This is a genomic window from Octadecabacter sp. SW4, from assembly GCF_008065155.1.
In the GTDB taxonomy this organism is placed as follows: Bacteria; Pseudomonadota; Alphaproteobacteria; order Rhodobacterales; family Rhodobacteraceae; genus SW4.
In genome coordinates, this window is sequence record NZ_CP042819.1 from 20,643 (window position 1) to 43,279 (window position 22,637).

General features: G+C 59.5%; 20 protein-coding genes. 12 read left to right on the top strand and 8 right to left on the bottom strand.

What is annotated here, in order from left to right; all coding sequences use genetic code 11:
• Window positions 1-3: 3 nt before the first annotated feature.
• On the top strand, window positions 4-777 hold the full coding sequence (yaaA, locus tag FTO60_RS00110) for a peroxide stress protein YaaA (protein ID WP_148054056.1): 774 nt from the start codon (window positions 4-6) through the stop codon (window positions 775-777).
• Between the two features lie 22 nt (window positions 778-799).
• Here yaaA and FTO60_RS00115 read toward each other — a convergent pair whose 3' ends face one another.
• Window positions 800-1,975, bottom strand: a complete 1,176-nt coding sequence (locus FTO60_RS00115) for an acetyl-CoA C-acyltransferase family protein (protein WP_148054057.1) — start codon at window positions 1,973-1,975, stop codon at window positions 800-802.
• 96 nt (window positions 1,976-2,071) lie between these two features.
• Between FTO60_RS00115 and FTO60_RS00120 the strand changes: the two genes are divergently transcribed.
• On the top strand, window positions 2,072-3,256 hold the full coding sequence (locus tag FTO60_RS00120; RefSeq protein ID WP_148054058.1) for a glycine C-acetyltransferase: 1,185 nt from the start codon (window positions 2,072-2,074) through the stop codon (window positions 3,254-3,256).
• Complete coding sequence (gene tdh / locus FTO60_RS00125; RefSeq protein WP_148054059.1) at window positions 3,253-4,290, top strand: L-threonine 3-dehydrogenase; 1,038 nt, start codon at window positions 3,253-3,255, stop codon at window positions 4,288-4,290. The genes FTO60_RS00120 and tdh overlap by 4 nt, the downstream gene beginning before the upstream one ends.
• 35 nt (window positions 4,291-4,325) lie before the next feature.
• Here tdh and FTO60_RS17570 read toward each other — a convergent pair whose 3' ends face one another.
• Entirely contained in the window at window positions 4,326-4,493 is a 168-nt protein-coding gene (locus FTO60_RS17570) for a hypothetical protein (RefSeq protein WP_172623764.1), read from the bottom strand.
• A gap of 316 nt (window positions 4,494-4,809) precedes the next feature.
• Here FTO60_RS17570 and FTO60_RS00130 point away from each other — a divergent pair, with 316 nt between their 5' ends.
• The 4 genes from FTO60_RS00130 to selD are packed head-to-tail and all read left to right on the top strand — an operon-like array spanning window position 4,810 to window position 11,126.
• A complete protein-coding gene (locus FTO60_RS00130; protein WP_148054060.1) occupies window positions 4,810-5,466 on the top strand; it encodes an ABC transporter ATP-binding protein in 657 nt (218 codons plus the stop codon).
• Window positions 5,463-7,859, top strand: coding sequence for an FtsX-like permease family protein (locus FTO60_RS00135; RefSeq protein ID WP_148054061.1), 2,397 nt, complete (start codon window positions 5,463-5,465; stop codon window positions 7,857-7,859). The genes FTO60_RS00130 and FTO60_RS00135 overlap by 4 nt, the downstream gene beginning before the upstream one ends.
• Window positions 7,849-8,886 (top strand): lipocalin-like domain-containing protein, encoded by a 1,038-nt coding sequence (locus FTO60_RS00140; RefSeq protein WP_148054062.1) that lies wholly within the window; start codon window positions 7,849-7,851, stop codon window positions 8,884-8,886. The genes FTO60_RS00135 and FTO60_RS00140 overlap by 11 nt, the downstream gene beginning before the upstream one ends.
• A gap of 59 nt (window positions 8,887-8,945) precedes the next feature.
• Window positions 8,946-11,126: a selenide, water dikinase SelD gene (selD, locus tag FTO60_RS00145; RefSeq protein WP_148054063.1), complete on the top strand. Its 2,181-nt coding sequence runs from the start codon at window positions 8,946-8,948 to the stop codon at window positions 11,124-11,126.
• Here the strand turns inward: selD and mnmH are convergent.
• The 4 genes from mnmH to FTO60_RS00165 form a co-directional block, all read right to left on the bottom strand.
• Window positions 11,101-12,153, bottom strand: coding sequence for a tRNA 2-selenouridine(34) synthase MnmH (mnmH, locus tag FTO60_RS00150; protein WP_148054064.1), 1,053 nt, complete (start codon window positions 12,151-12,153; stop codon window positions 11,101-11,103). The two genes, selD and mnmH, sit on opposite strands and share 26 nt — an antisense overlap.
• A gap of 161 nt (window positions 12,154-12,314) precedes the next feature.
• Window positions 12,315-13,103: a metallophosphoesterase gene (locus FTO60_RS00155; protein WP_148054065.1), complete on the bottom strand. Its 789-nt coding sequence runs from the start codon at window positions 13,101-13,103 to the stop codon at window positions 12,315-12,317.
• Window positions 13,104-13,226: 123 nt separating this feature from the next.
• Window positions 13,227-14,819 carry a phosphoglycerate dehydrogenase gene (gene serA / locus FTO60_RS00160; protein WP_148054066.1) on the bottom strand — a complete coding sequence of 531 codons (1,593 nt, stop codon included), beginning with the start codon at window positions 14,817-14,819 and terminating at the stop codon, window positions 13,227-13,229.
• Between the two features lie 53 nt (window positions 14,820-14,872).
• Window positions 14,873-16,012 carry a phosphoserine transaminase gene (locus FTO60_RS00165; RefSeq protein WP_148054067.1) on the bottom strand — a complete coding sequence of 380 codons (1,140 nt, stop codon included), beginning with the start codon at window positions 16,010-16,012 and terminating at the stop codon, window positions 14,873-14,875.
• 172 nt (window positions 16,013-16,184) lie between these two features.
• Between FTO60_RS00165 and FTO60_RS00170 the strand changes: the two genes are divergently transcribed.
• The 3 genes from FTO60_RS00170 to FTO60_RS00180 all read left to right on the top strand — a co-directional run bounded on the left by FTO60_RS00170 (window position 16,185) and on the right by FTO60_RS00180 (window position 18,688).
• Window positions 16,185-16,991, top strand: coding sequence for a sterol desaturase family protein (locus tag FTO60_RS00170; RefSeq protein ID WP_148054068.1), 807 nt, complete (start codon window positions 16,185-16,187; stop codon window positions 16,989-16,991).
• 69 nt (window positions 16,992-17,060) lie between these two features.
• Window positions 17,061-17,930: a phosphoserine phosphatase SerB gene (serB, locus tag FTO60_RS00175; protein WP_148054069.1), complete on the top strand. Its 870-nt coding sequence runs from the start codon at window positions 17,061-17,063 to the stop codon at window positions 17,928-17,930.
• On the top strand, window positions 17,930-18,688 hold the full coding sequence (locus tag FTO60_RS00180; RefSeq protein WP_148054070.1) for a TSUP family transporter: 759 nt from the start codon (window positions 17,930-17,932) through the stop codon (window positions 18,686-18,688). Before serB ends, FTO60_RS00180 begins: the two co-directional genes overlap by 1 nt.
• On the opposite strand, the gene FTO60_RS00185 is transcribed toward FTO60_RS00180, so the two are convergent.
• Entirely contained in the window at window positions 18,685-19,671 is a 987-nt protein-coding gene (locus tag FTO60_RS00185) for an asparaginase (RefSeq protein ID WP_148054071.1), read from the bottom strand. The two genes, FTO60_RS00180 and FTO60_RS00185, sit on opposite strands and share 4 nt — an antisense overlap.
• 191 nt (window positions 19,672-19,862) lie before the next feature.
• Between FTO60_RS00185 and FTO60_RS00190 the strand changes: the two genes are divergently transcribed.
• The gene (locus FTO60_RS00190; protein WP_148054072.1) at window positions 19,863-20,393 is read left to right on the top strand and encodes an invasion associated locus B family protein; all 531 of its coding nucleotides are present in this window, start codon (window positions 19,863-19,865) and stop codon (window positions 20,391-20,393) included.
• A 101-nt stretch (window positions 20,394-20,494) separates the two neighbouring features.
• Window positions 20,495-21,682, top strand: coding sequence for a 23S rRNA (adenine(2503)-C(2))-methyltransferase RlmN (gene rlmN / locus FTO60_RS00195; RefSeq protein ID WP_148054073.1), 1,188 nt, complete (start codon window positions 20,495-20,497; stop codon window positions 21,680-21,682).
• On the opposite strand, the gene FTO60_RS00200 is transcribed toward rlmN, so the two are convergent.
• Window positions 21,679-22,593: a hypothetical protein gene (locus FTO60_RS00200; RefSeq protein WP_148054074.1), complete on the bottom strand. Its 915-nt coding sequence runs from the start codon at window positions 22,591-22,593 to the stop codon at window positions 21,679-21,681. The genes rlmN and FTO60_RS00200 overlap by 4 nt on opposite strands.
• Window positions 22,594-22,637 lie beyond the last annotated feature (44 nt).

Genomic DNA, 22,637 nt, shown 5'->3' on the forward strand with positions numbered 1-22,637 from the left:
CCCATGCTGACCGTCATTTCCCCCGCCAAATCGCTTGATATGGAGCCCGTCACCGTTGCGGCCACACAGCCGGAATTTCAGGCCGACGCGGTGCGCCTCGCGAAAACCTCGCGCGGGCTCACGCTGAAGGGATTGCGCGATCTGATGGGCATTTCCGACGATCTGGCGCGGCTGAACCGTGACCGCTTTCGCGATTTTTCGCAGACGCCTGATGCTGATGCGACCAAGCCCGCAGCACTGGCGTTTAACGGTGACACATATCAGGGACTCGAGGCGAAGACGCTATCCGATGAAGACCTGCGCTATGCTCAGGACCACCTGCGCATTCTGTCGGGGCTTTACGGGTTGCTGCGCCCCTTGGACGCGATACAGCCCTACCGGCTTGAAATGGGTAGCCGGCTGAAAACGCGGCGCGGCAAATCGCTTTATGATTACTGGGGCGATACGATCGCCAAGGCGCTGAACAAACAGGCCGCGGCAACGGGCACCGACATATTAGTCAACTGCGCCTCGCAGGAATATTTCGGTGCTGCTGACACACCGGCGCTCAAGTTGCGTGTCATCACGCCGGTCTTCATGGAAGTGAAGGACGACAAACCCCGCATCGTCAGCTTTTTCGCCAAACGGGCGCGTGGCGCGATGGCGCGCTATGTGATCGAAAACCGGGTGACATCGGTCGACGATCTGCGCGGGTTTGACAGCGGCGGCTACGGGTTTGACGCCGATCTGTCGGACGGCGAAAGAATGGTTTTCCTACGCGATTATCCAACAGGGTAGCGCACGCCGTGTTCGAATTGCGTTAGAACCGCTCGATCGCTAGCGCGATGCCCTGTCCGCCACCGATGCACATGGTGATCAACGCCCGCTTTCCCTTGATACGCTCAAGTTCATACATCGCCTTGACGGTGATGATCGCACCGGTGGCACCTACCGGATGGCCAAGCGCAATCGCGCCGCCATTTGGGTTCACGCGCTGCGGGTCCAGCCCCAGTTCCCGGGTGACCGCGAGGGCCTGCGCGGCAAACGCTTCGTTGGATTCGATCACGTCGAAATCGTCGGGTCCGAGCCCCGTTTTGGCAAAGAGATCGCGCACCGCAGGGACTGGCCCAATGCCCATTACCTCGGGGCGCACTCCGGCGTGGCCATAGCCCAGCACGCGAAAAGCAGGCTCTAACCCGGCCCGACTCGCGGAATCGAGCCGTGCCAATACAATCGCGCCCGCCCCGTCGTTGATCCCCGAGGCGTTCCCCGCCGTAACGGTTCCGTCTTTCTGAAATGCGGGGCGCAGGCCCGCCAACGCTTCGAGTGTCGTCGCCTTGGGGTGTTCATCACGCGCAAAGGCAACTTCCTCGCGGCGTTTCTTGACCATGACGGGCGCGATCTGGCTATCAAAGTGACCCGCAGCAATGGCGCGCGCCGCCCTGTCCTGGCTCTCCAGCGCAAACGCATCCTGGGCGGCGCGGCTGATGCTATGTTCGGTGGCGACGTTTTCTGCCGTAACCCCCATGTGGCCGGTCCCAAACGGGCAATTTAACGCGCCAAGCATCATGTCGCGCATGGTGATATCGCCCATCTTGGCGCCCCAGCGTTGGTCGGAATTGATGAATGGCGATCGGCTCATGCATTCGGCCCCGCCCGCAAGCCCAAATTCGGCGTCACCCAACATCAGGGACTGCACGACCGACACAATCGCCTGCACACCAGAGCCGCAAAGCCGGTTTACATTCATCGCGGGAACACTGTCGGGGACGTCCGCATTCATTGCTGCGACACGCGACAGATACATATCCCGCGGTTCGGTGTTGATAACGTGTCCAAAGGCGACATGACCGACCTTGTTACCGCTGATACCTGCCCGATCCAGCGCCGCTTTGGCGGCAATTGCCCCCAGTTCGATGGGCGGCGTTCCGGCCAATGCACCGCCAAACGCGCCAATTGCCGTGCGGGCGCCCCCCATGATCACGATTTCAGACATGCTAACCCCTTCCGGTTTCCTGCTTGACCTCATCCTAAAAAACGCGCGGTGTGATGCCTAGCAGAACGTGCCGTAACTTGGACGGGAAAGAATGCCATGACTACCTTTCTGGACAGTATCGCGACCCGCTTGGACGACATTCGCAATGACGGGCTGTGGAAAACCGAACGCCCCATTACGACAGCCCAAGGCACGCATATCACGGTGAACGGGCGTGAATTGATCAACCTGTGCGCCAATAACTATCTTGGGCTGGCCAATCATCCCACCCTTGTGGCTGCCGCAAAGGACGCGATGGATACGCATGGGTTCGGCATGGCGTCAGTGCGGTTTATCTGCGGAACGCAAGACCTGCATCGCCAGCTTGAACAGCGTCTTGCCGGGTTTCTGGGGCACGACGACAGTATCCTGTTCGCGGCCTGTTTTGACGCGAATGGCGCAGTGTTCGAGACACTTTTGACGGATCAGGACGCGGTGATTTCAGATGCGCTGAACCATGCGTCGATCATTGATGGCATCCGGTTAAGCAAGGCCAGGCGGTACCGGTATGCCACCTCGGATATGGACGATCTTGAGGCACAGCTGCGCAAGGCCCGTGCCGATGGGGCGCAGCAGATCATGATCGCAACGGACGGCGTGTTTTCGATGGATGGCACGCTTGCGAAACTGCCCGAAATTCGCGCGCTCGCCGATACATACGATGCTGTTCTGATGGTCGATGATTGCCATGCGACCGGGTTCATGGGGCCCAAAGGGGCGGGAACGCCAGCGCATTTCGGCGTTACGGCGGATGTTGTGACAGGCACTTTGGGCAAGGCGCTGGGTGGCGCGATTGGCGGCTATATTGCCGGACCGCAGCAGGTTGTTGACCTGTTGCGCCAGCGTGCGCGGCCTTACCTGTTTTCCAACGCCTTGCCACCAGCGGTCGTCGCGGCCGGGATCGCGGTGCTTGATCTGGTTGAAAACGGTGATGATCTGCGCAGTCAACTGACTGAAAATGCCAAATATTGGCGGGCTGGACTGACTCGCGCAGGATTTGATCTGTTGCCCGGCGAGCATCCGATTATTCCGGTGATGACCTATGATGCCCATAAGGCGCAGACCCTCGCCGCGCAGCTATTTGACCGTGGCGTCTATGTGTCGGGTTTTTTCTTTCCCGTCGTTCCAAAAGGGCAGGCGCGCATCCGCACCCAAATGAATGCGGCCCTGTCGCGCGCAGACCTTGAACAGGCGCTTGCGGCATTCACGCAGGCGGGCAAAGCCACAGGAGTGCTATCATGAGCAACCAGATGAAAGCGCTGGTCAAAGCCAAGCCAGAAACTGGCCTTTGGATGGAGCGCGCACCCGTGCCAGAGATCGGCCCCGAAGACGTGCTGATCCGCATCAAGAAAACCGGCATCTGCGGCACCGATATACACATCTGGAACTGGGACGACTGGGCGGCGCATACGGTTCCCGTGCCAATGATCACCGGGCACGAATTTGCCGGCGAAATTGTCGAAGTCGGACGCGATGTAAAAGATCTGGAGATTGGCCAGCGCTGTTCCGGTGAAGGGCATTTAATTGGCAAGACCAGCCGCCAAAGCCGCGCAGGCAAGTTTCATCTTGATCCGGGGACGCGCGGGATTGGCGTGAACGAACAGGGGGCATTTGCGCAGTTTTTGCGTCTGCCAGCGTTCAACGTCGTGCCGCTCCCCGATGCGATTGATGACGAGATCGGTGCGATCCTCGATCCTTTGGGTAATGCCGTGCACACCGCCCTGTCGTTCGATCTGATTGGCGAGGATGTTTTAATCACAGGTGCTGGTCCGATCGGGATCATGGCGGGCGCCGTTGCCCGCCATGTCGGTGCACGCCATGTGGTGATCACGGATGTCAACCAGGACCGGCTTGATCTGGCTGCGCAGGTTGCCGATGTGGTGCCCGTGAACGTTGGGACGGATGATTTGGCTGAAACAGTGTCTAATCTAAAGATGAAACAGGGCTTTGATGTGGGATTGGAGATGTCGGGCAATCAGCGCGCCCTTGACCAAATGGTCGAAAGCCTTGTGATGGGTGGCCGGATTGCCTTGCTTGGTATTCCACCCGGCAAAAGCCCGGTCGATTGGTCGCGCATCGTCTTCAAGGCGATCACGATCAAGGGTGTTTATGGCCGCGAAATATTCGAGACCTGGTATAAAATGATTGCCATGCTTGAAAACGGATTGGACGTGCGTCGCGTCATCACCCACCGTTTTCCGGTCGATGAATTTGCAAGTGGATTTGCCGCGATGCTGTCGGGGAGTAGCGGCAAAGTCGTGCTGGACTGGACATAAGTGGCGGCGCGCCGGAAATCGGCGCGCCATCCGCGTTATCGCAACTGACGGTTCCCGACGGTGGTATCACGCAAGGCGTCTTCGCCGGTGATCAATGTCCACAAATGCAGCATCCCCAAAGCTTCGCTTGCGCGGCTGTTTTCTTCGGGATGTGTTTCTTCAAGTTTCAGATATTTCACGCCGTCGATCATCTTGGTTTTCATTCTCTCACCCTTTGGCACTTTAGCGCCCCCACGGATGAATTTGCCGCCAAGTTCCTATCAAAAGGTAAATCGCACCCCAGCAAGAAATCGGGATTCATATCAAATGCTTTGGGCTTGACGGCGGCGCTCTGATCGCAAGACTGACCGAGTTGGGGGACTTCATGCGACAGATAGAAAACGCCTTGCGCTTTGTGCGGGTTTTGGCGGTGACATTCGCCATCGCGACCGTCGCGCCGGGCGCTATTGTCGCAGTGATCGGGGTCTTTTCCTAGCGCTTTCGCTTGCCCATCCTGTGTCTCTCTGGGATGAAGGGGGCATGTTATTGACAGCGCGCGATGTTGCGAAAACTTTTACCTCTGCGGATGGGCCTGTGGCGGTCCTGCGCGGGATTGACCTTGACCTTGGCGCGCGGGAATCACTGGCATTGACGGGCGAAAGCGGCAGCGGGAAAAGCACGCTATTGCACATGATCGGCGGGCTTGATGCGCCGGACAGCGGGTCAATCCTGATCAACGGCGCAGATATCGCGGGCATGGATGACCGCGCCCGCGCCAGGATGCGGCGCGAAACGGTCGGCGTCATCTTTCAACAGTTCAACCTGATTCCGTCGTTGAACGTTGCCGACAATATCAGCTTTCAGGCGCGCCTTGGCGGCCGGCATGATGCGTCATGGGAAAGCGCGTTGATCACGCGGATGGGGCTGGCCGAACAGGTCCGTAAATATCCCGAACAGCTCTCGGGCGGGCAGCAGCAGCGGGTCGCGATTGCCCGCACGCTTGCGGCGCGCCCGGCGCTCGTGTTGGCTGATGAACCAACTGGAAACCTTGACGAAGATACAGCGCAGACCGTGCTTGATCTGATGCTTGAACTGGTGGCCGAGGCAGGGGCAGGCTTGTTGATGGTTACCCACTCGATACGGCTTGCCGAACGGATGGACCGTCAGGTGCATTTGCGCGCAGGTCACATCGCATGATCCGCGTGGGCTTGCAGGCGTTGGCGTCGCATTGGTGGCGCAACCCGTTGCAATTGTTTACTTTACTGGCTGGTTTGGCGCTGGCGACGGCGCTTTGGTCAGGGGTGCAGGCCGTCAACGCCGAGGCGCGCCAAAGCTATGATGCCGCCGCCGCAACATTGGGCGAAGGGCAGTTCGCGCAACTATTGCCCGCGGCTGACGCGGCGATCAGTCAGGACACCTATATCGCGTTGCGCCGCGCCGGTTGGCTGGTCAGCCCCGTTGTCGAAGGGCGCATCAATGGCGTGCGGGTTGTCGGAATCGATCCGCTAACATCACCCGGAACGATCGGCCCGGTGTCCCTGGCCCCCGGCACAGATATCGCGGGCTTTCTGACTGGGCGCGGGCAGGTTTATGGCACACAAGAGACCGTGGATGCCCTGCGCGGCCAGATCGCGGCCGATCTGATCACAGCGCCGGATATCGCCCCCAACGTTGCGATGACAGATATCGGTGTGGCGCAGCAGTTACTGGGGCGCGAGGGGCAGATCTCGCGTTTGATTGTTGCGCCGGATCAGCCTTTGGGGCAACCGGCGCTTGCCGAAATCGCGCCCGATCTTGCACTGCGCCCCCCGCAGGGCGGTAGTGATGTCGCGCGGCTGACTGACAGTTTCCACCTGAACCTTTCGGCCTTTGGGCTGCTCTCGTTTGCCGTGGGGATATTCATCGTGAACGGCGCGATTGGCCTTGCGTTTGAACAACGGCGCAGCGTGGTGCGAACCCTGCGCGCGCTTGGGTTCCCCTTGCGGATGCTGATCGCCCTGATGGCGGTTGAATTGCTGTTTCTTGCACTTCTAGCCGGGGCGCTCGGGGTATTCCTGGGCTATTTGATCGCGGCCGCTCTTTTGCCTGATGTGGCGGCAACCCTGCGCGGTCTTTACGGGGCCGAGGTCTCGGGCAACCTGCAATTGCGCCCGTCGTGGTGGCTATCGGGGATGGCGATCGCCGTCGGTGGCACGGGCCTGGCAGCTGCGGGATCGTTTTGGCGGTTGGCGCGCATGCCGCTTTTGGCCTCGGCGCGCCCGCGGGCATGGGCGATGGCGGCAGGCAAGGGTGCGCGTTGGCAAGGCGCTGTGGCGCTGGCATTGTTGATCATCGCGGCTGGCCTGATCGTCTTTGGACAGGGTCTATTGCTGGGGTTTTTCGCACTTGCAGCCCTGTTGATTGGCGCGGCGCTTGCACTGCCGCTTGTGCTGGATCGTGTCCTTGCCATTGGGCAATCCTTGGGCAAAGGCGCGACAGTCAGTTGGTTTTGGGCCGATACGCGCCAACAGCTGCCGGGCCTGTCACTGGCCCTCATGGCGCTGCTTTTGGCGATGGCCGCGAATGTCGGCGTGTCGACAATGGTCTCGAGCTTCCGGCTCACATTTGTCGGCTTTCTTGATCAGCGCCTTGCATCCGAACTTTACGTCTATGCGCATGATGCACAGCAGGCAGCGGACCTCGCGGCCTATGTTGCACCGCGTGTTGACGCTGTCTTGCCGATCCAGTCGGTCGAACGTGATCTGGCGGGGCTGCCTGCGGAAATCTATGGCTACCGCCCGCACGCAACCTATTCAGACAACTGGCAATTCTTGACCGCCGTCGAAGACGCATGGGGCGTTCTGGGGCGTGGGGAAGGCGTGATTATCAACGAACAGCTTTACCGCCGCGCCGGGCTGGCTTTGGGAGATCCCGTACAAGTCGCAGGAGGGCTGACACTGCCTGTCATTGGTGTCTACGGTGACTACGGCAACCCCATCGGGCAGGCTGTCATTACCGAGTCTCTTTTTGCACAGACCTTCCCCGAAGCCGTGCCATTGCGGTTTGGCCTGCGCCTGCCGCAAGACGAAGTTCCCGCTCTAGCCGCGGCTTTGCGCGATGATTTCGGACTAAGCGGGGGCAATGTGATCAATCAGGCCGGGATCAAGGCGTTTTCGCTGTCGGTGTTTGAACGCACCTTTACCGTCACAACGGCGCTCAATGTCCTGACCCTTGCGGTCGCGGCCTTTGCCATTTTGATGAGTCTGCTCACCCTTGCAGGCATGCGCCTGCCGCAGCTTGCCCCCGTCTGGGCGCTTGGGCTGACGCGCGCGCAGATCGGGCGATACGAACTGGCGCGCGCGGTGGTGCTTGCCGTGGTCACGACCGTACTTGCGCTTCCTCTTGGCCTTGCGCTGGCATGGATCCTGCTGGCAGTCGTCAACGTCGAGGCATTTGGCTGGCGTTTGCCGCTTTATCTTTTCCCGCTCGATTATCTGCGGCTTGGTGTTTTCGCGCTGGCGGCAGCGGCCCTTGCTGCGCTCTGGCCCGCGCTGCGTCTTGCGCGCACCCCGGCGAGCGAGCTTCTCAAGGTGTTTTCCAATGAACGCTAAGGTAATCGCCCTCTGTCTTCTGCCGTTCGCCGCCCATGCCCAGGGGTTCGCGGGATTGGGCAGCGATGCCGAAGGGTTTGCAGTGCCAACACCTGCGCCGGTTTTTGACTTTCCGCGCGATCATGGTGCGCACCCCGACTACCGCATTGAATGGTGGTATGTCACAGCGAACATGACCGGCCCTGACGGGACGGACTATGGGCTGCAGTGGACCTTGTTTCGTTCGGCCCTTGCACCCACGGATGGGGAAAACTGGCAATCGCCGCAGCTATGGATGGGGCACGCGGCAGTGACCACGCCTGAAGATCACTTTGTCACCGAAAGGCTGGCACGTGGCGGGATTGGTCAGGCAGGCGTGACAGCCGGGCCATTCGCGGCCTGGATCGACGATTGGGCATTGATAGGGTCTGGTTTTGACACGCTAACCATGACAGCGACCGGTCCAGATTTCGCGTATGAAGTCGATTTGACGGCGCGAGGCCCGCTCGTGTTTCATGGCGAGGACGGCTATTCCGTGAAATCCGCGGCAGGGCAGGCCTCGTATTATTACTCGCAGCCCAATTACGCGCTGTCGGGTGTGCTCAGTCTGCCAGAAGGTGAGGTTCCCGTTACCGGCACCGCATGGCTTGACCGTGAATGGTCATCACAACCGCTTTCGGAAAGCCAGACGGGCTGGGACTGGTTTTCGCTGTCGTTCGACACCGGCGACAAGCTGATGGGTTTTCTGCTTCGTCAAAGCGATGGCAGCAGCTATTCTTCGGCGACATGGATCGGTGCCGATGGCACCGTCACGCCCTATGCGGACGGTGCTTTCTCCGCCCGCCCGTTAAAGCGTTCCGAGGTCGCCGGCCGCGATATCCCGACTGAATGGCAAGTCACGCTGCCGGAACGCGACGTCGATGTTTCAGTCAGGGCGATCAACACCGATGCGTGGATGGATGTCAGCGTGCCCTATTGGGAGGGGCCGGTCCGGATCACGGGCAGCCATGCTGGGCGCGGCTATCTTGAAATGACTGGCTATGAGTGACGCAGACGTGACAAACCTGCCAGTGGCCGAAACCGGCTTGCTGGGCTAAGGCTGCGTTTATGAGACCCGATCTTCCCCTTGTCCAAGACCTTGTGCTGATCGGTGGTGGCCATACGCATGCACTGGTGCTGCGAAAATGGGGGATGAACCCGCTTGCCGGTGTGCGGGTCACGGTAATCAATCCCGGCCCTACCGCGCCCTATTCCGGCATGCTGCCCGGCTTTGTTGCGGGGCATTACGGTCGCGATGATCTTGATATCGACCTTGTTCAGCTTGCGCGGTTCGCTGGTGCGCGGGTGATCAACGGTAAGGCAATCGCGATTGACCGCGCGGCGCGGGAAATCATGGTTCAGGGGCGTCCGCCGATAGCCTATGATATCGCCTCGCTTGATGTGGGCATCACATCGGAAATGCCCAAACTGTCGGGGTTTGCCGAACATGGAATACCCGCGAAACCCTTGGGCGCGTTTGCCGCGCGCTGGGATGCTTTTCGTGAAACTACAGATGACCCTTCGGTCGCGGTGATCGGAGGTGGTGTTGCGGGCGCAGAACTGGCAATGGGGATGGCCCACGCCTTGCGCGCGCGCGGGCATGATCCCAAGGTCACGCTTATTGATCGCAGTCGCATCCTTGACGGTTTTGGCGAAACTGCGCGCCGCCTTATGGTCGACGCGTTGACCGCTAAGGGGGTCGCGCTGATCGAAAACACAGGCGTCGAATGCGTCATGGCCGATGGTGCGGTGCTGTCTGACGGACGCACGATCGCGGCAGCCTTTGTGACCGGTGCTGCTGGTGCGCGACCGCATGACTGGATTGTTGCAACCGGTCTTGACCTGCACGATGGTTTTGTCACTGTCGGGGCCGATCTGCGCAGTAATGATCCTGCCATCTTTGCCGTGGGCGATTGTGCCCACATGGCCCATGCACCACGCCCCAAGGCTGGCGTGTATGCGGTGCGCCAGGCACCTGTTTTATTTGATAATATGCGCGCTGCGATGTCTGGCGGAGACCTGCGCGACTACCACCCGCAAAGAGACTACCTCAAAATTGTCTCGCTTGGCGCAAAACAAGCCTTGGCCGAGAAATTCGGAACCGCGCGCAGGGGTGCGTTGCTGTGGCGCTGGAAAGACAGGATTGACCGGAAATTCATGGATCAGTTCCGCGACCTGCCACAAATGGACCAACCCAAAATACCGCGCACCGCTGCGGTGGGGGTGACGTCGGCCTTGGGTGACAAGCCCATGTGCGGCGGCTGTGGTGCCAAGGTCGGGCGTGGCGCTTTGCGCGGCGTGCTAGCGGGCCTGCCCCAGCACGGGCGCGATGATGTGCAGTCTGTTGCGGGCGATGATGCTGCGATTTTACGCACCGGAGGGGTGACGCAGGTTATGACAACCGACCACCTGCGCGCGTTTTCGAATGATCCGGTGGTGATGACGCGTATTGCTGCGATTCACGCGCTGGGCGACATATGGGCGATGGGTGCCGCGCCCCAAGCGGCGACGATCAATGTGATCCTGCCGCGGATGTCGGCCGATTTGCAAAAACGCACTCTGACGGAAATCATGCAAAGCGCGGATCGCGTGCTGCGCGAGGCTGGTGCGGCGATTGTCGGTGGCCATACCTCACTAGGCGACGAAATGACGATCGGGTTCACAATCACCGGTCTGGCCAAGTCCACTCCGATTACCATCGCGGGGGCCAGGGCGGGAGATGTGTTGATCCTGACGAAACCTGTTGGATCGGGTGTGATCATGGCCGCTGACATGGCTGGCGCTGCGCGTGGTGAGGATGTGATCACAGCTCTTGACCTGATGTGTCAATCGCAGGCCAAAGCCGCAAGTATCCTGTCAAAAGCCCACGCCATGACCGATGTGACTGGTTTTGGCCTTGCCGGGCATCTGGCAGGTATCTGCGAAGCGTCTAACGTTGCGGCAACGTTGAAACTGAACCATATTCCGGTCATGAATGGCGCGCTTGAACTGTCCCAGAGCGGCACAAGATCGACGCTGTTTCAGGACAATTTTGCTGGAATAGACTCTATTTTTGGCGCGACAGGTCCGCATGCTGACTTGTTGTTTGATCCACAAACCGCTGGCGGCCTTTTGGCTGCGGTTTCCCCGCGTTCAGCGCCTTCGATGCTAAAGAAGCTGCACGCGGCGGGCTACACGGCAGCGCTAATCGGCAGTCTTGGCCAAGGGCGCGGTATTCATGTGATCACAAACGATCCAGAATCTGCTTGATCTGTTCTGTCATGGCGGCACGACCCTCGCGATCAAGCGTTTCCGCGTGCAATGTTGCGATCACATCATGCCTATGGTTGGCACGTGATTTTGCATAGGCGGGATCATAATGATCGGCCATAAGCGCGGTGGCCAGCCCGATATGATCGCCACTTTCCAACAACGCCACCCAACGATTCACGGTTTCGTGCCCGCGGTGACGGCGCAGGAAATCCAGTTGCCCACGCAGGCGTTGCCGGTCGCTGATGACTTCGGCATAGGCCGCGACCAGCCACCCGGCACGGGCCGCAAGTGATGCGTCAATCTGGATACGCGGCGCGGCGATCATTTGCGCCCAGACTGTCGGCGGAATGACCCGTTTGCCGATCTTGCTGCTTTCGGCCTCGACCACGGTGATCTTGTGCGGATCAAGCCTTGCGAAGGCGGACGCCAGCAGGGATTCAAATTGCTTCTGGCTTGGCTGGCCCTCGGGTATTTCGCCCAACAGCGATCCGCGATGCCCAGCAAGCCCCTCAAGGTCGACGATCTGCACATCAAAGGCGGCCAAACGGGCCAGAATGTCGGTTTTGGCGGTGCCAGTATTGCCATCCAAAAGGACCATACGATGGGGCAGGGGCACGTCATACATCGCCCCGTGAACAAGGCGTCGGTAGGTCTGGTATCCACCCGCGATCACGTCGGCGCGCCAGCCGATCTGCTGCAAAATACTTGTGAAAGACCCTGACCGCTGCCCGCCGCGCCAGCAATAGACCAGCGGTCGCCAGCCTCCGTCAAACCCGCTGAGCGGCCCGGCAATGTGGTCGGCCGCGTTGCGTGACACCAGCGCGGCCCCGACCTTGCGCGCATCAAAGGCGGACACCTGCTTGTAGATCGTCCCGACCTTTGCCCGTTCGGTGTCGGATAAAACAGGCAGGTTGATCGCGCCCGGTAGGTGGTCCTCGGCAAATTCGGCGGGGCTGCGCACGTCGATTACCGCGTCATAGCCGTGATCCAAAAGCGCTGCGAGGGTGTCGAATGTCTTGGGCATGGGGCGGTTCTAGCCCGCTGCCACGACGGGTGAAAGCATCAAGTTATCTTGTGACACTGCCGTTCAGGCGCCCGATTGCGCGGTGCGCGCGGACGTGGCCCGCGACATCTTGCTGCGCAATGGCGTTCTGTTTCACGGGCGTCATTCGCACGGATCAGTGTCTAATCGGGTAAAAGCGGCACCCGTCCCGCATCTGTCAACGTCCAGACATCGCGCCCTTCAAAGACGGCCGGCACCAATGGCCGGCCATATCCGGCACCGCCATCAAGGTTTACACGGTTTACGTAGTGGTGCGGGTGATCCAAGGCGGTGTGGCCATGCACCACCAGCCGCCCGTGATCGCGCGGATCGTCCAGCCAACCATCGCGAATCCAGATCAGATCGTCCTCGGTTTGAGCGGCGAGTGCGACACCGGGCCGGATCCCTGCGTGAACGAACAATAGGTCGCGGGTGACATGTGTCAGCGGACGCTGTTCAAGAAAGTCTAGATGTGTCGTCGGCACAGCCGCCTGAGCCAAGGCAACCAGCTGATCGCGTGATTGGCGTGGAACAGGGTCTAAACCGTTGCGCAGAACAGTGTCGCCATCACCGCCATCGGGGTGATGGAACCCGTTTAACGCCCCATAGGACGACAGTGTCTCCGGGCCACCCAAAGCCGTATGCAGCCAGCCCTTGCCAGAGGCAATCATCGGATCGGTCGATGTGCCGTTCCGCACAAACCGCGTGAACATCCGGTCGTGGTTGCCACGCAAGACGTGCCACGGCCGCCCCGCGGTAACGCCATCCAGCAGCCGCTGAATGACACCGCGGCTGTCAGGCCCGCGATCTGTGTAGTCGCCGACAAACACGATGTCCGCATCCGGCCCGCCATCGGCCTGAATAAGCGCCAGGGCCCGATCAAGTTGATCGAGATACCCGTGGATGTCGCCGACGGCGTAAATTGGTTTCATGTGGACCTCGGGGTTGCAAAACGGATGGTCAGACTTTGTGGCGACTGGCGGAGCCTTCGGCGAAAGTTATTCTGGAAGAAAAAGCGAAATGGGCGCCCGACGATCGTGACGGGCACCCAGTTGTCAGACATCAAAAGTCAGCGGTTTGACCTGCGTGAACAGCCCTGTTGATTCGAGCTTGTTGATGATCGGCGCGGGCACGGCATCATCGACGTAAAGCAGCGCGATTGCTTCGCCCTTGGCAGCAGATCGCCCAAGGGTAAAGTTGGCGATGTTGACGTTGTTTTCACCCATCGTCATGCCCAGTGTGCCGATGATCCCCGGCACGTCTTCGTTGGTGGTATAAAGCATATGCGCACCGATTTCGGCGTCGATGTTGATCCCCTTGATCTGGATAAAGCGCGGCTTGCCGTCGCTGAACACCGTGCCCGCGATTGAACGCTCGCGTTTGTCCGTGACAACCGTGACCTTGATATAGCCGTCAAAGCTGCCGGACTGGTCTTGCTTGGTGGTAGATATCTGGATGCCGCGTTCCTTGGCGATCACGGGCGCGCTGACCATATTCGTGTCGGGGTTTGCCTTTTTCATGATGCCCGCGATTGTGGCAGCGGTCAGCGCCTTGAGGTTCATTTCGCTGACTACACCGTCAAACAGGATATTGATCGCCTTGATCGGTTCGTCCGTCATCTGGCCGACAAAGTTGCCAAGGTGGCCGGACAGTTTGATCCACGGCCCCATGACTTTGGCTTCTTCGGCCGTGACCGAGGGCATGTTCAGCGCGTTGGTCACAGCACCCGTAAGGAGGTAGTCGGCCATTTGTTCCGCGATTTGCAGCGCCACGTTTTCCTGCGCTTCGGTCGTGGCAGCACCCAGGTGAGGCGTGACCACGACGTTGGGCAGGTTGAACAACGGACTGTCGGTGGCCGGTTCAACGGCGAAGACATCAAAGGCCGCGCCAGCCACATGGCCCGATTTCAGCGCCTCGGCCAGGGCCGCTTCATCGACCAGGCCGCCCCGCGCGCAGTTGACGATCCGCACGCCCTTTTTCAGCTTGGCGATGTTTTCGGCAGACAGGATATTTGCGGTCTGGTCGGTGAATGGCACATGCAGGGTGATGAAATCGGCCTTGGCAAGCAATTCGTCCAATTCGACCTTATGCACCCCCATCTGTTCGGCTTTTTCTTCGCCAAGGTAGGGGTCATAGGCCAGCACCTTCATCTTGAGGCCCAGCGCGCGCTCGCAGACGATCCCGCCGATATTGCCCGCACCGATCACACCAAGGGTTTTGCCGGTCAGTTCCACGCCCATGAACTTGGACTTTTCCCACTTCCCGGCGTGGGTTGAAGCGCTGGCTTCGGGGATCTGGCGCGCAACGGCGAACATCATCGCGATGGCATGCTCCGCCGTGGTGATCATGTTGCCGAACGGCGTGTTCATGACGATGATACCGGCCTTGGATGCGGCATCCTTGTCCACGTTATCGGTGCCGATCCCGGCGCGCCCGATCACCTTGAGGTTGGTCGCAGCCTTGATCAGTTTCTCGGTCGCCTTGGTGGCACTGCGGATCGCAAGACCGTCATATTGATCAATGATCGACAGTAATTTTTCCTTGTCCTTGCCAAGGTCGGGCATGAAATCTACGTCGATGCCGCGATCACGAAAAATCTGCACTGCGGTTTCAGAAAGTTTGTCAGAGACGAGCACTTTGGGGGCCATTTCGATGGTCCTTTGATTTGAATGATAGGGGGTAGGTGGGGCGGAAACCCACCCTAGGCGTTGATTTCAGACATGAATGCCCATTCAAGCCAGGGCAGCATCGCCTCGATATCCGAGGTGTCCACAGTCGCGCCGCACCAGATCCGCAGACCGGCGGGCGCGTCGCGGTAAGCCCCGATATCAAGTGCGACGCCTGCATCAGCCAGCCGTTTGGCAACGGCCTTGGCAAAGACAGCACCATCGCTGATCCGATCATCGGTGAATTTCAGGCAGACGCTGGTGTTGGATCGCGTGGCCGGATCAATCGCGAGGTTGTCAATCCAGTCCCGTGCAGCGCAGAAATTCCACACGGCGCGCGCGTTGGCATCGGCGCGGTGACGCAGGGCGTCCAACCCACCGATGGATTTCGCCCAGTTCAGCGCGAAAAGGTAATCTTCGACACACAGCATCGAGGGTGTGTTGATGGTTTCACCGACAAAGATACCTTCGATCAGTTTGCTGCCTTTGGTCAGGCGGAAAATCTTGGGCAACGGCCATGCGGGTGTGTAGTTTTCCAGCCGCGCAACGGCGCGGGGCGACAGGATGATCATGCCATGTGCTGCTTCGCCGCCCATGACTTTTTGCCAGGAAAAGGTCGTCACATCGAGCTTGTCCCAAGGGAGATCCTGGGCAAATGCGGCACTGGTCGCATCGCAGATCGTCAGGCCTGCGCGATCATTGGGAATCTTGGCGCCATTGGGCATACAAACGCCCGATGTCGTGCCGTTCCAGGTGAATACCACATCGTTGTCATAGTTCAGCCCCGCCATATCGACGATATGCCCATAGTCAGCCGTGTGCACCCTCGCGTCGATTTTCAACTGCTTAACCACATCCGTGACCCAGCCTGCGCCAAAACTTTCCCATGCGACCATTTCAGCGGGGCGTTCGCCCAGAAGCGACCACATGGCCATTTCCATGGCACCTGTATCCGACGCGGGCACGATGCCGATGCGGTAATCCGCTGGCATCCCCAATATCTCGCGAGTCAGGTCGATGGCCTGCTTGAGTTTGGCTTTGCCCTCGGCTGCGCGGTGCGAGCGGCCCAGGGGCGCGTCGTCCAATGCCTTGGCTGTCCATGTGGGGGGTTTGGCACAGGGGCCAGAAGAAAAACGCGGATTCATCGGCCGCGTCGCCGGTTTTGTCGTAACCATTGCTGGTATCCTCACAGATATGCGCCCTTCGTTGGGGAAGGGTGTCCCACTCACGCTGTTAGGCGTATTGCTGCGGCGCGACAAGATAGAAAAGATCAAAAACGACGGGACGGGGTCATTTTCCGGCGATTGCACGGCTGGACAAATAAGAAAATCTACATATGTTTATGTGATGGAGAACTTGATAACATACGAAGCCCTCTGGCGGGGCGGTATTTTTGTGGTGATCCTTGCCGCGATGGCGATTTGGGAACTGTCCGCGCCCGCGCGACGCACCGAAATTCCGCGCCTGATCCGCTGGACAAATAACTTTGCGATGGTCGTTCTTGATACGCTGGTATTGCGGTTGGTGTTCCCGATCCTTGCGGTTGGCGTTGCGGCTGTTGCCACGGAACGCGGATGGGGGCTGTTTGGGTGGCTGAGCTTTGATGGACTCGGCGCGATTCTTCTTGGCTTCCTGCTTCTTGATCTGGCAATCTATGCGCAGCACATCGTGTTTCACAAGGTGCCCGTCTTGTGGCGCCTGCACCGGATGCATCACACTGATCCGCACTTTGACATGAGCACGGCACTACGGTTTCACCCGATCGAGATCGTGCTGTCGATGTTGATCAAAATGGGCGTTGTCCTGGCGCTTGGGCTTGCGCCCGTCACCGTCATTCTGTTTGAAATCGCGTTGAGCGGCACGGCACTTTTCAATCATTCCAACGCGCGCCTTCCCGCATGGGCGGAAAAGCCGGTGCGCTGGCTTCTGGTGACCCCTGACATGCACCGCGTCCATCACTCGGAACTCCGGGAGGAAACCGATAGCAACTATGGGTTTTGCCTGCCGTGGTGGGATAGGGTCTTTGGCACCTACCGTGACCAGCCAAAGTTTGGTCACGACAAGATGGTGATCGGGATCGGTAAATTTGGCGAGCGGCGCGAACAGTGGCTTGACCGCCTGTTGATCCAGCCTTTCCGCCCTGACCGAAAGTAGGGCAACGCACGATCCTCTGGTGCCCTTGGTCAAGATGTGCTTTTTGCACCACGAACCAAAGGATTGATCATGCACGTTGCAACCCTGATTGCCAAAGCTGGTGGGCTTGATCCTGCCCTCGTTCATTCCCTGCGCAACGCATGGGGTGGTGGCGATGCCCAGTGGCTGTCGCCAGACGAGGCGGCGGCCTTTCATATACAGGCTCAGCCTGCGAACGCCGATGATGTGTGGCGCAGCTTGCAGGGCGAGGGCGTCGATCTGGTGATCCAGCCCATCGCGAACCGCCGCAAAAAGATGCTGATCGCCGATATGGACAGCACGATGATACAGCAGGAGTGTATCGACGAACTGGCCGACGAAGCGGGCGTTGGTGCGCGCGTAGCCAACATCACTGCCCGCGCAATGAATGGCGAATTGGACTTTGAGGGCGCGATTGACGAACGGGTTGGCCTGCTTGCCGGCCTGGGCGCGGACATCATTGATCACGTCCTGAACACGCGGATCACCTATATGCCCGGCGGGCGCGCATTGGTGCAAACCATGAAGGCGCAAGGGGCGTTCGCGGCGCTTGTTTCCGGCGGGTTTACGGCCTTTACGGCCAAGGTCGCCGCCGATCTGGGATTTGATGAAAACCGTGCCAATACGCTCGGCATCCAAGAGGGCAGGCTGACTGGCAAAGTCGTGCGCCCGATCCTTGGACAAGAGGCAAAACTGGACGCGTTGAACGACATGACCGCGCGGTTGGGGATTGATCCGGCCGATGCGCTGGCCGTGGGTGATGGGATGAACGATCTGCTGATGCTGTCGCGCGCCGGAACCGGTGTCGCGCTGCATGGCAAACCCGCCCTGCAAGACAAATGCGCAGTCAAGATCAACCACGGTGATCTGACGGCGCTGTTGTTTATCCAAGGCTATGCCCGCGACGAATTCATCACCTGATGATCGAGGTTAGCACTGACATCCTGTTGCTGCTGATGGCCGCAGCCTTCATCGCGGGAATCGTCGATTCCATTGCCGGTGGTGGTGGTCTGATAACGCTGCCCGTTCTGGTGATCGCTGGCGCACCACCCCTGACGGCGATTGCGACAAACAAGGTGCAGGGGGTCTTTGGTGCGGCTATGGCTGCCTTTGCCTATGCCCGCGGTGGCCATGTGAACCTGCACCGCCAGTGGCAAGCGGCCTGCATAGCCTTCGCGGCCGCGATTATTGGCGCTCTCCTCACATCTTCCCTCCCGACCGAGGTGATCCGCCTTGGCTTGCCGGTCCTGCTGATCGCAATTGCGCTGTTCTTCGCGCTGAAGCCGGGGTTGAACGATCTGGACCGCACCGCGCGGGTCACGCCCGTGGTATTCACGCTGACGCTTGTGCCGTTAATCGGCTTTTATGACGGGCTAATCGGGCCGGGGGCGGGATCGTTCTATATGATCGGTTTTGTCGGGCTAGCGGGCTATGGCGTCCTCAAGGCAACAGCCCATACGAAACTGCTGAACTTTGCCAGTAACGCCGGCGGCATTGTCGCCTATGCGGTCGTGGCGCAGCCCTGGTGGTTTGTCGGGCTGGCGATGGGTGCGGCACAGATGGCGGGGGCCTATGTCGGATCACGCCTTGCCATGCGCATCGGGGCACGGTTGATCAAACCACTGGTGGTGATCGCTGCAACCGCGCTGGCGCTGAAACTGATCTGGGACATGACCTAAAGAACGGGGTGCATTTCGCCCGTGTCCCAACCGTTCCGATTTAAGATGCGCGGATTGCGATATTTAATTGCGGTGGGGTGGTTCGGGTCCAGCACACCAAGCCGCACAAGGATATCGGCAATCACGCATTCTGATGCGCGTGTGGCGCCATCGGTGATCTTGAGAGCAACACCGATACGCTTGTCGGGAATGATTGCGGTAAATGCTCCTTCCGCCCCGAACTTCACGGCGACTTTGCCATCCATCGCCTGCATCAAATCCGTGCTGGACTGTGCTTTGCCCGCGACCATCTCGGGAAAGGCGATCATCGCTTGGGTCAGCCGCGCCGCAGCCTGTGAACGCAGATCGTTCCGATCCTGTGCTGTGGCAAAGAACGCCATCGCACGCGCCAGACCGTGGACCGTTGTCGCAAAATTCGGGGCCGAGCATCCGTCAAGTCCGTGGCCAAGGCTATCTTGCGATGTGACGTCTTCGAAGGATTGCTTGAATGCCCTCTGGAGCGGGTGGTCGAGCTCAATATACTCTGGACCCGCCTTGAGGTGGTTCACCACAGTCAGGAAGCCCGAGTGTTTGCCCGAACATTCGTTGTGGTATTGGCAGGGGCTGCTGTCGGTCTTGATAAGTTTGTTGCGGGCATCGTTGTCGGCTGGCATGGCTGGCCCGCAGCGAAAATCCGCATCACTATAGCCAAGCGTGGCAATCCACTCGCGCACAGTATCAGTGTGGATTTTTGCCGCACTGTGGGATGCGCAGGCCAGCGCCAGATGCGCGTCCGTCAACCCGAATGCATCTGCCGCGCCGCTTTCGACCAGCGGCAGCGCCTGCACCATCTTGCACGACGAACGCGGGAAAATCACCATTTCGGGATCGCCCCAGGCGTCGATAATCTGGCCCGACCCGTCACAAATCACCGCATGCCCCTGGTGCGCGGATTCAAAAATGCCACCGCGCCAAAGTTCGACCAAAGTCACGGGATTTCCCATTTCGCTCTCCTAAAGGTGATTTCAGCGGCTTTCCGCGCAAATATGGGGGGCAATTAGGCTTTCCCCTAGGCGCAAATTCTTGTTATCCCTACACGTATCGAGTTGAAACACGTCCGACCAGCCATAAGATGCCAGAAGATGCATCAGGGGCCGGACACCAGAGGCAAGGACAGCTTGGAGGCTGTGTAGATATGATTTCAGCATTTTCACGTGTGATTGGCGTTACGACCGCCCTGATGATTGCGGGTAGCGTTTCCGCGCAAGAGGAAAGCGGCAACCGCGTCGCCGCAAACACCGATTGGTCCGTTTTCGTCGAGGACAGCCCGACCGAATGCTGGGGTGTGTCGGCCCCCAAGGAAACGGTGAATACCCGCGACGGGCAGCCCGTGGCCGTGCGGCGTGGCGATATCCTGTTGTTCGTGTTCTATCGCCCCGGTTCGGGCGTCCAAGGGCAGGTGACGTTTACAGGCGGCTACCCCTTTGCCGGCGGCTCGACCGTGGAAGTGGACATCGACGGATCGAAATTTGAACTCTTTACCGAAGGCGAATGGGCCTGGCCTGCCACTCCCGAAGATGATGCAGCCATTGTCGCCGCAATGCGCCGCGGTGCCGAAGCCAAGCTGACCGCGCGGTCGGGTCGTGGCACGCAAACAGCCGATACTTTCTCGCTGTTGGGCTTTACGGCCGCCGTTGAAGAGGCGCAGCGCCGCTGCTCGGGTTAAGCTGAAAACAGTGTTGTGAAATGAACGGGGCCGGTTTTCTTTGGAAACCGGCCCCGAATCCTATATTGGGCCTATCTGACCCCAAACCCAAAAGGTTCATCATGTCGGCCACTGCACCGATCACCCAAGACGTCATGACCATCAAACGCGCGCTTCCCGAAGGCCCGACAAATATCGTCGGTCTGACCCGTGATGCGCTGCGCGAGGCCCTGATCGCAATGGGCACACCGGAAAAACAGGCCAAGATGCGCGTGAACCAGATCTGGCAATGGATCTATCACTGGGGCGCGCGCGATTTCGCTGATATGACAAACCTCTCCAAGGATTTTCGCGCGCAACTGGCGGATACCTTTGTCATCGCCCTGCCCGAAGTTGTGACACGCGAGGTATCCACCGACGGCACCCGCAAATACCTTGTGCGTATTGCCGGCGGTCACGAGGTCGAGGTGGTTTATATCCCCGAAACCGATCGCGGCACGTTGTGCATTTCCAGTCAGGTCGGTTGCACCCTGACCTGCAGCTTTTGTCACACCGGCACGCAGAAACTGGTGCGCAACCTGACCGCCGGTGAAATCGTCGGGCAGATCATGCTCGCCCGCGATGATCTGGACGGCTGGCCGGAACAGGGCGTCAGCACCGCCGACCAAGGCCCGCGCCTTTTGTCCAATGTCGTGCTCATGGGCATGGGTGAACCGCTTTATAATTTTGAAAACGTCCGTGACGCGATGAAGATCGCGATGGACGGCGAAGGCATCGCCCTGTCGCGACGCCGCATCACCCTGTCCACGTCCGGCGTTGTGCCGGAAATCCACCGCACGGCGCAGGAAATTGGCTGCCAGCTCGCCGTGTCGTTTCACGCCACCACGGACGAGGTGCGTGACAAACTGGTGCCGATCAACAAGCGCTGGAATATCGCCGAGCTTCTGGACGCCCTGCGCGCGTATCCCAAGGTGTCCAACAGCGAACGGATCACCTTTGAATATGTGATGCTGAAAGGCGTGAACGACAGCGACGATGATGCCCGCCGTCTGGTGAAACTGATCGACGGCATCCCCGCCAAGATCAACCTGATCCCGTTCAACGAATGGCCCGGCGCGCCCTATGAACGCAGCGACAAGGCGCGGATCGACGCCTTCGCCGAAATCGTCTATCGCGCCGGCTACGCCAGCCCGATCCGGCGTCCACGCGGCGAAGACATCATGGCTGCCTGCGGTCAGTTGAAATCTGCCACCGAACGTGCCCGCAAATCCCGCAAGCAAATCGACGCAGAGGCAGGCTTGGGCGACTAACCCCCGCCCAACGCGGCTTTCTTCTCGCGCAGGGCTTTGTCAAAGGCTTCAAGCTCTTTTTCGTGGCGTTCTATGGCGTCGGTGAAGATCTTGACCATGAAATCCCGGAAATCCTTTTCTTTCTTGGCCTTCTTGTCGGTCAATCCTTTGGTCAGGGGTCTGTCGCGTTCTTCCTGCGCGCGTTTGCGCAGCCATTTGATGTGGGCCTCGACCTTGGCACGATGCGCCTTCAGGGCATCTTCGGTGATGCCTAGCGTGCCAAGGTCATCAGGCAGCAGGGGGCGCGGCGGATCTTCGAACCGCGATGGGATCGGATCGCCCTTTTTGGGTTTGACGCAGTGGCGCAGGAAACTGCCGTGAAACTGCACCGCAAAGGGGAAGGACACAAACAGGTAGCCGCGCAACTGTTTACCCGGAACCCTCAGAATAAAGTGGCGGTATTCGACTTCGGCCCGAATGGCAAAGCTGGTATCGGGCGCAAACCCCGCCTTGAATTTGGCAATCGGCACGGTGACCTTGAAACTGGCCAGCGCGCCTTGCAGCGCCTTGTTAAGGTCCGCCAGACCGGACAAACCCGCCGCCTTGGCGGTGGCATTGGCAAACGCCTTGGCCCTTTTGGGGTGATTGCCGGGTGGGGCCTTGGGTGCGCTGGGGTCCGGCTTGCGCGGCACAAAGGCGAACAAATCGGTCTCAAGCGTGATCTGGTTATTCACGTCGATGGCAAAGCGTTTTTCGACCTTGGTGCGGCAATCATAGCGATAGACAAGGCGGTTGGATTTCTGGCGTAATTCCCAATCGGCATGTTCAAAGAAATTTCGATAGCTATGTGGCGATGGAAACATCGTGCGCGGCGGGTCTTGCGGCACATAGGGTGTCGCCTCGAAGTCGATGCTGCCAATTTTGATTTTCATAGTGCCCCCCAATCCGCCAAAGCATAGCCCACAGTCGCGAATCC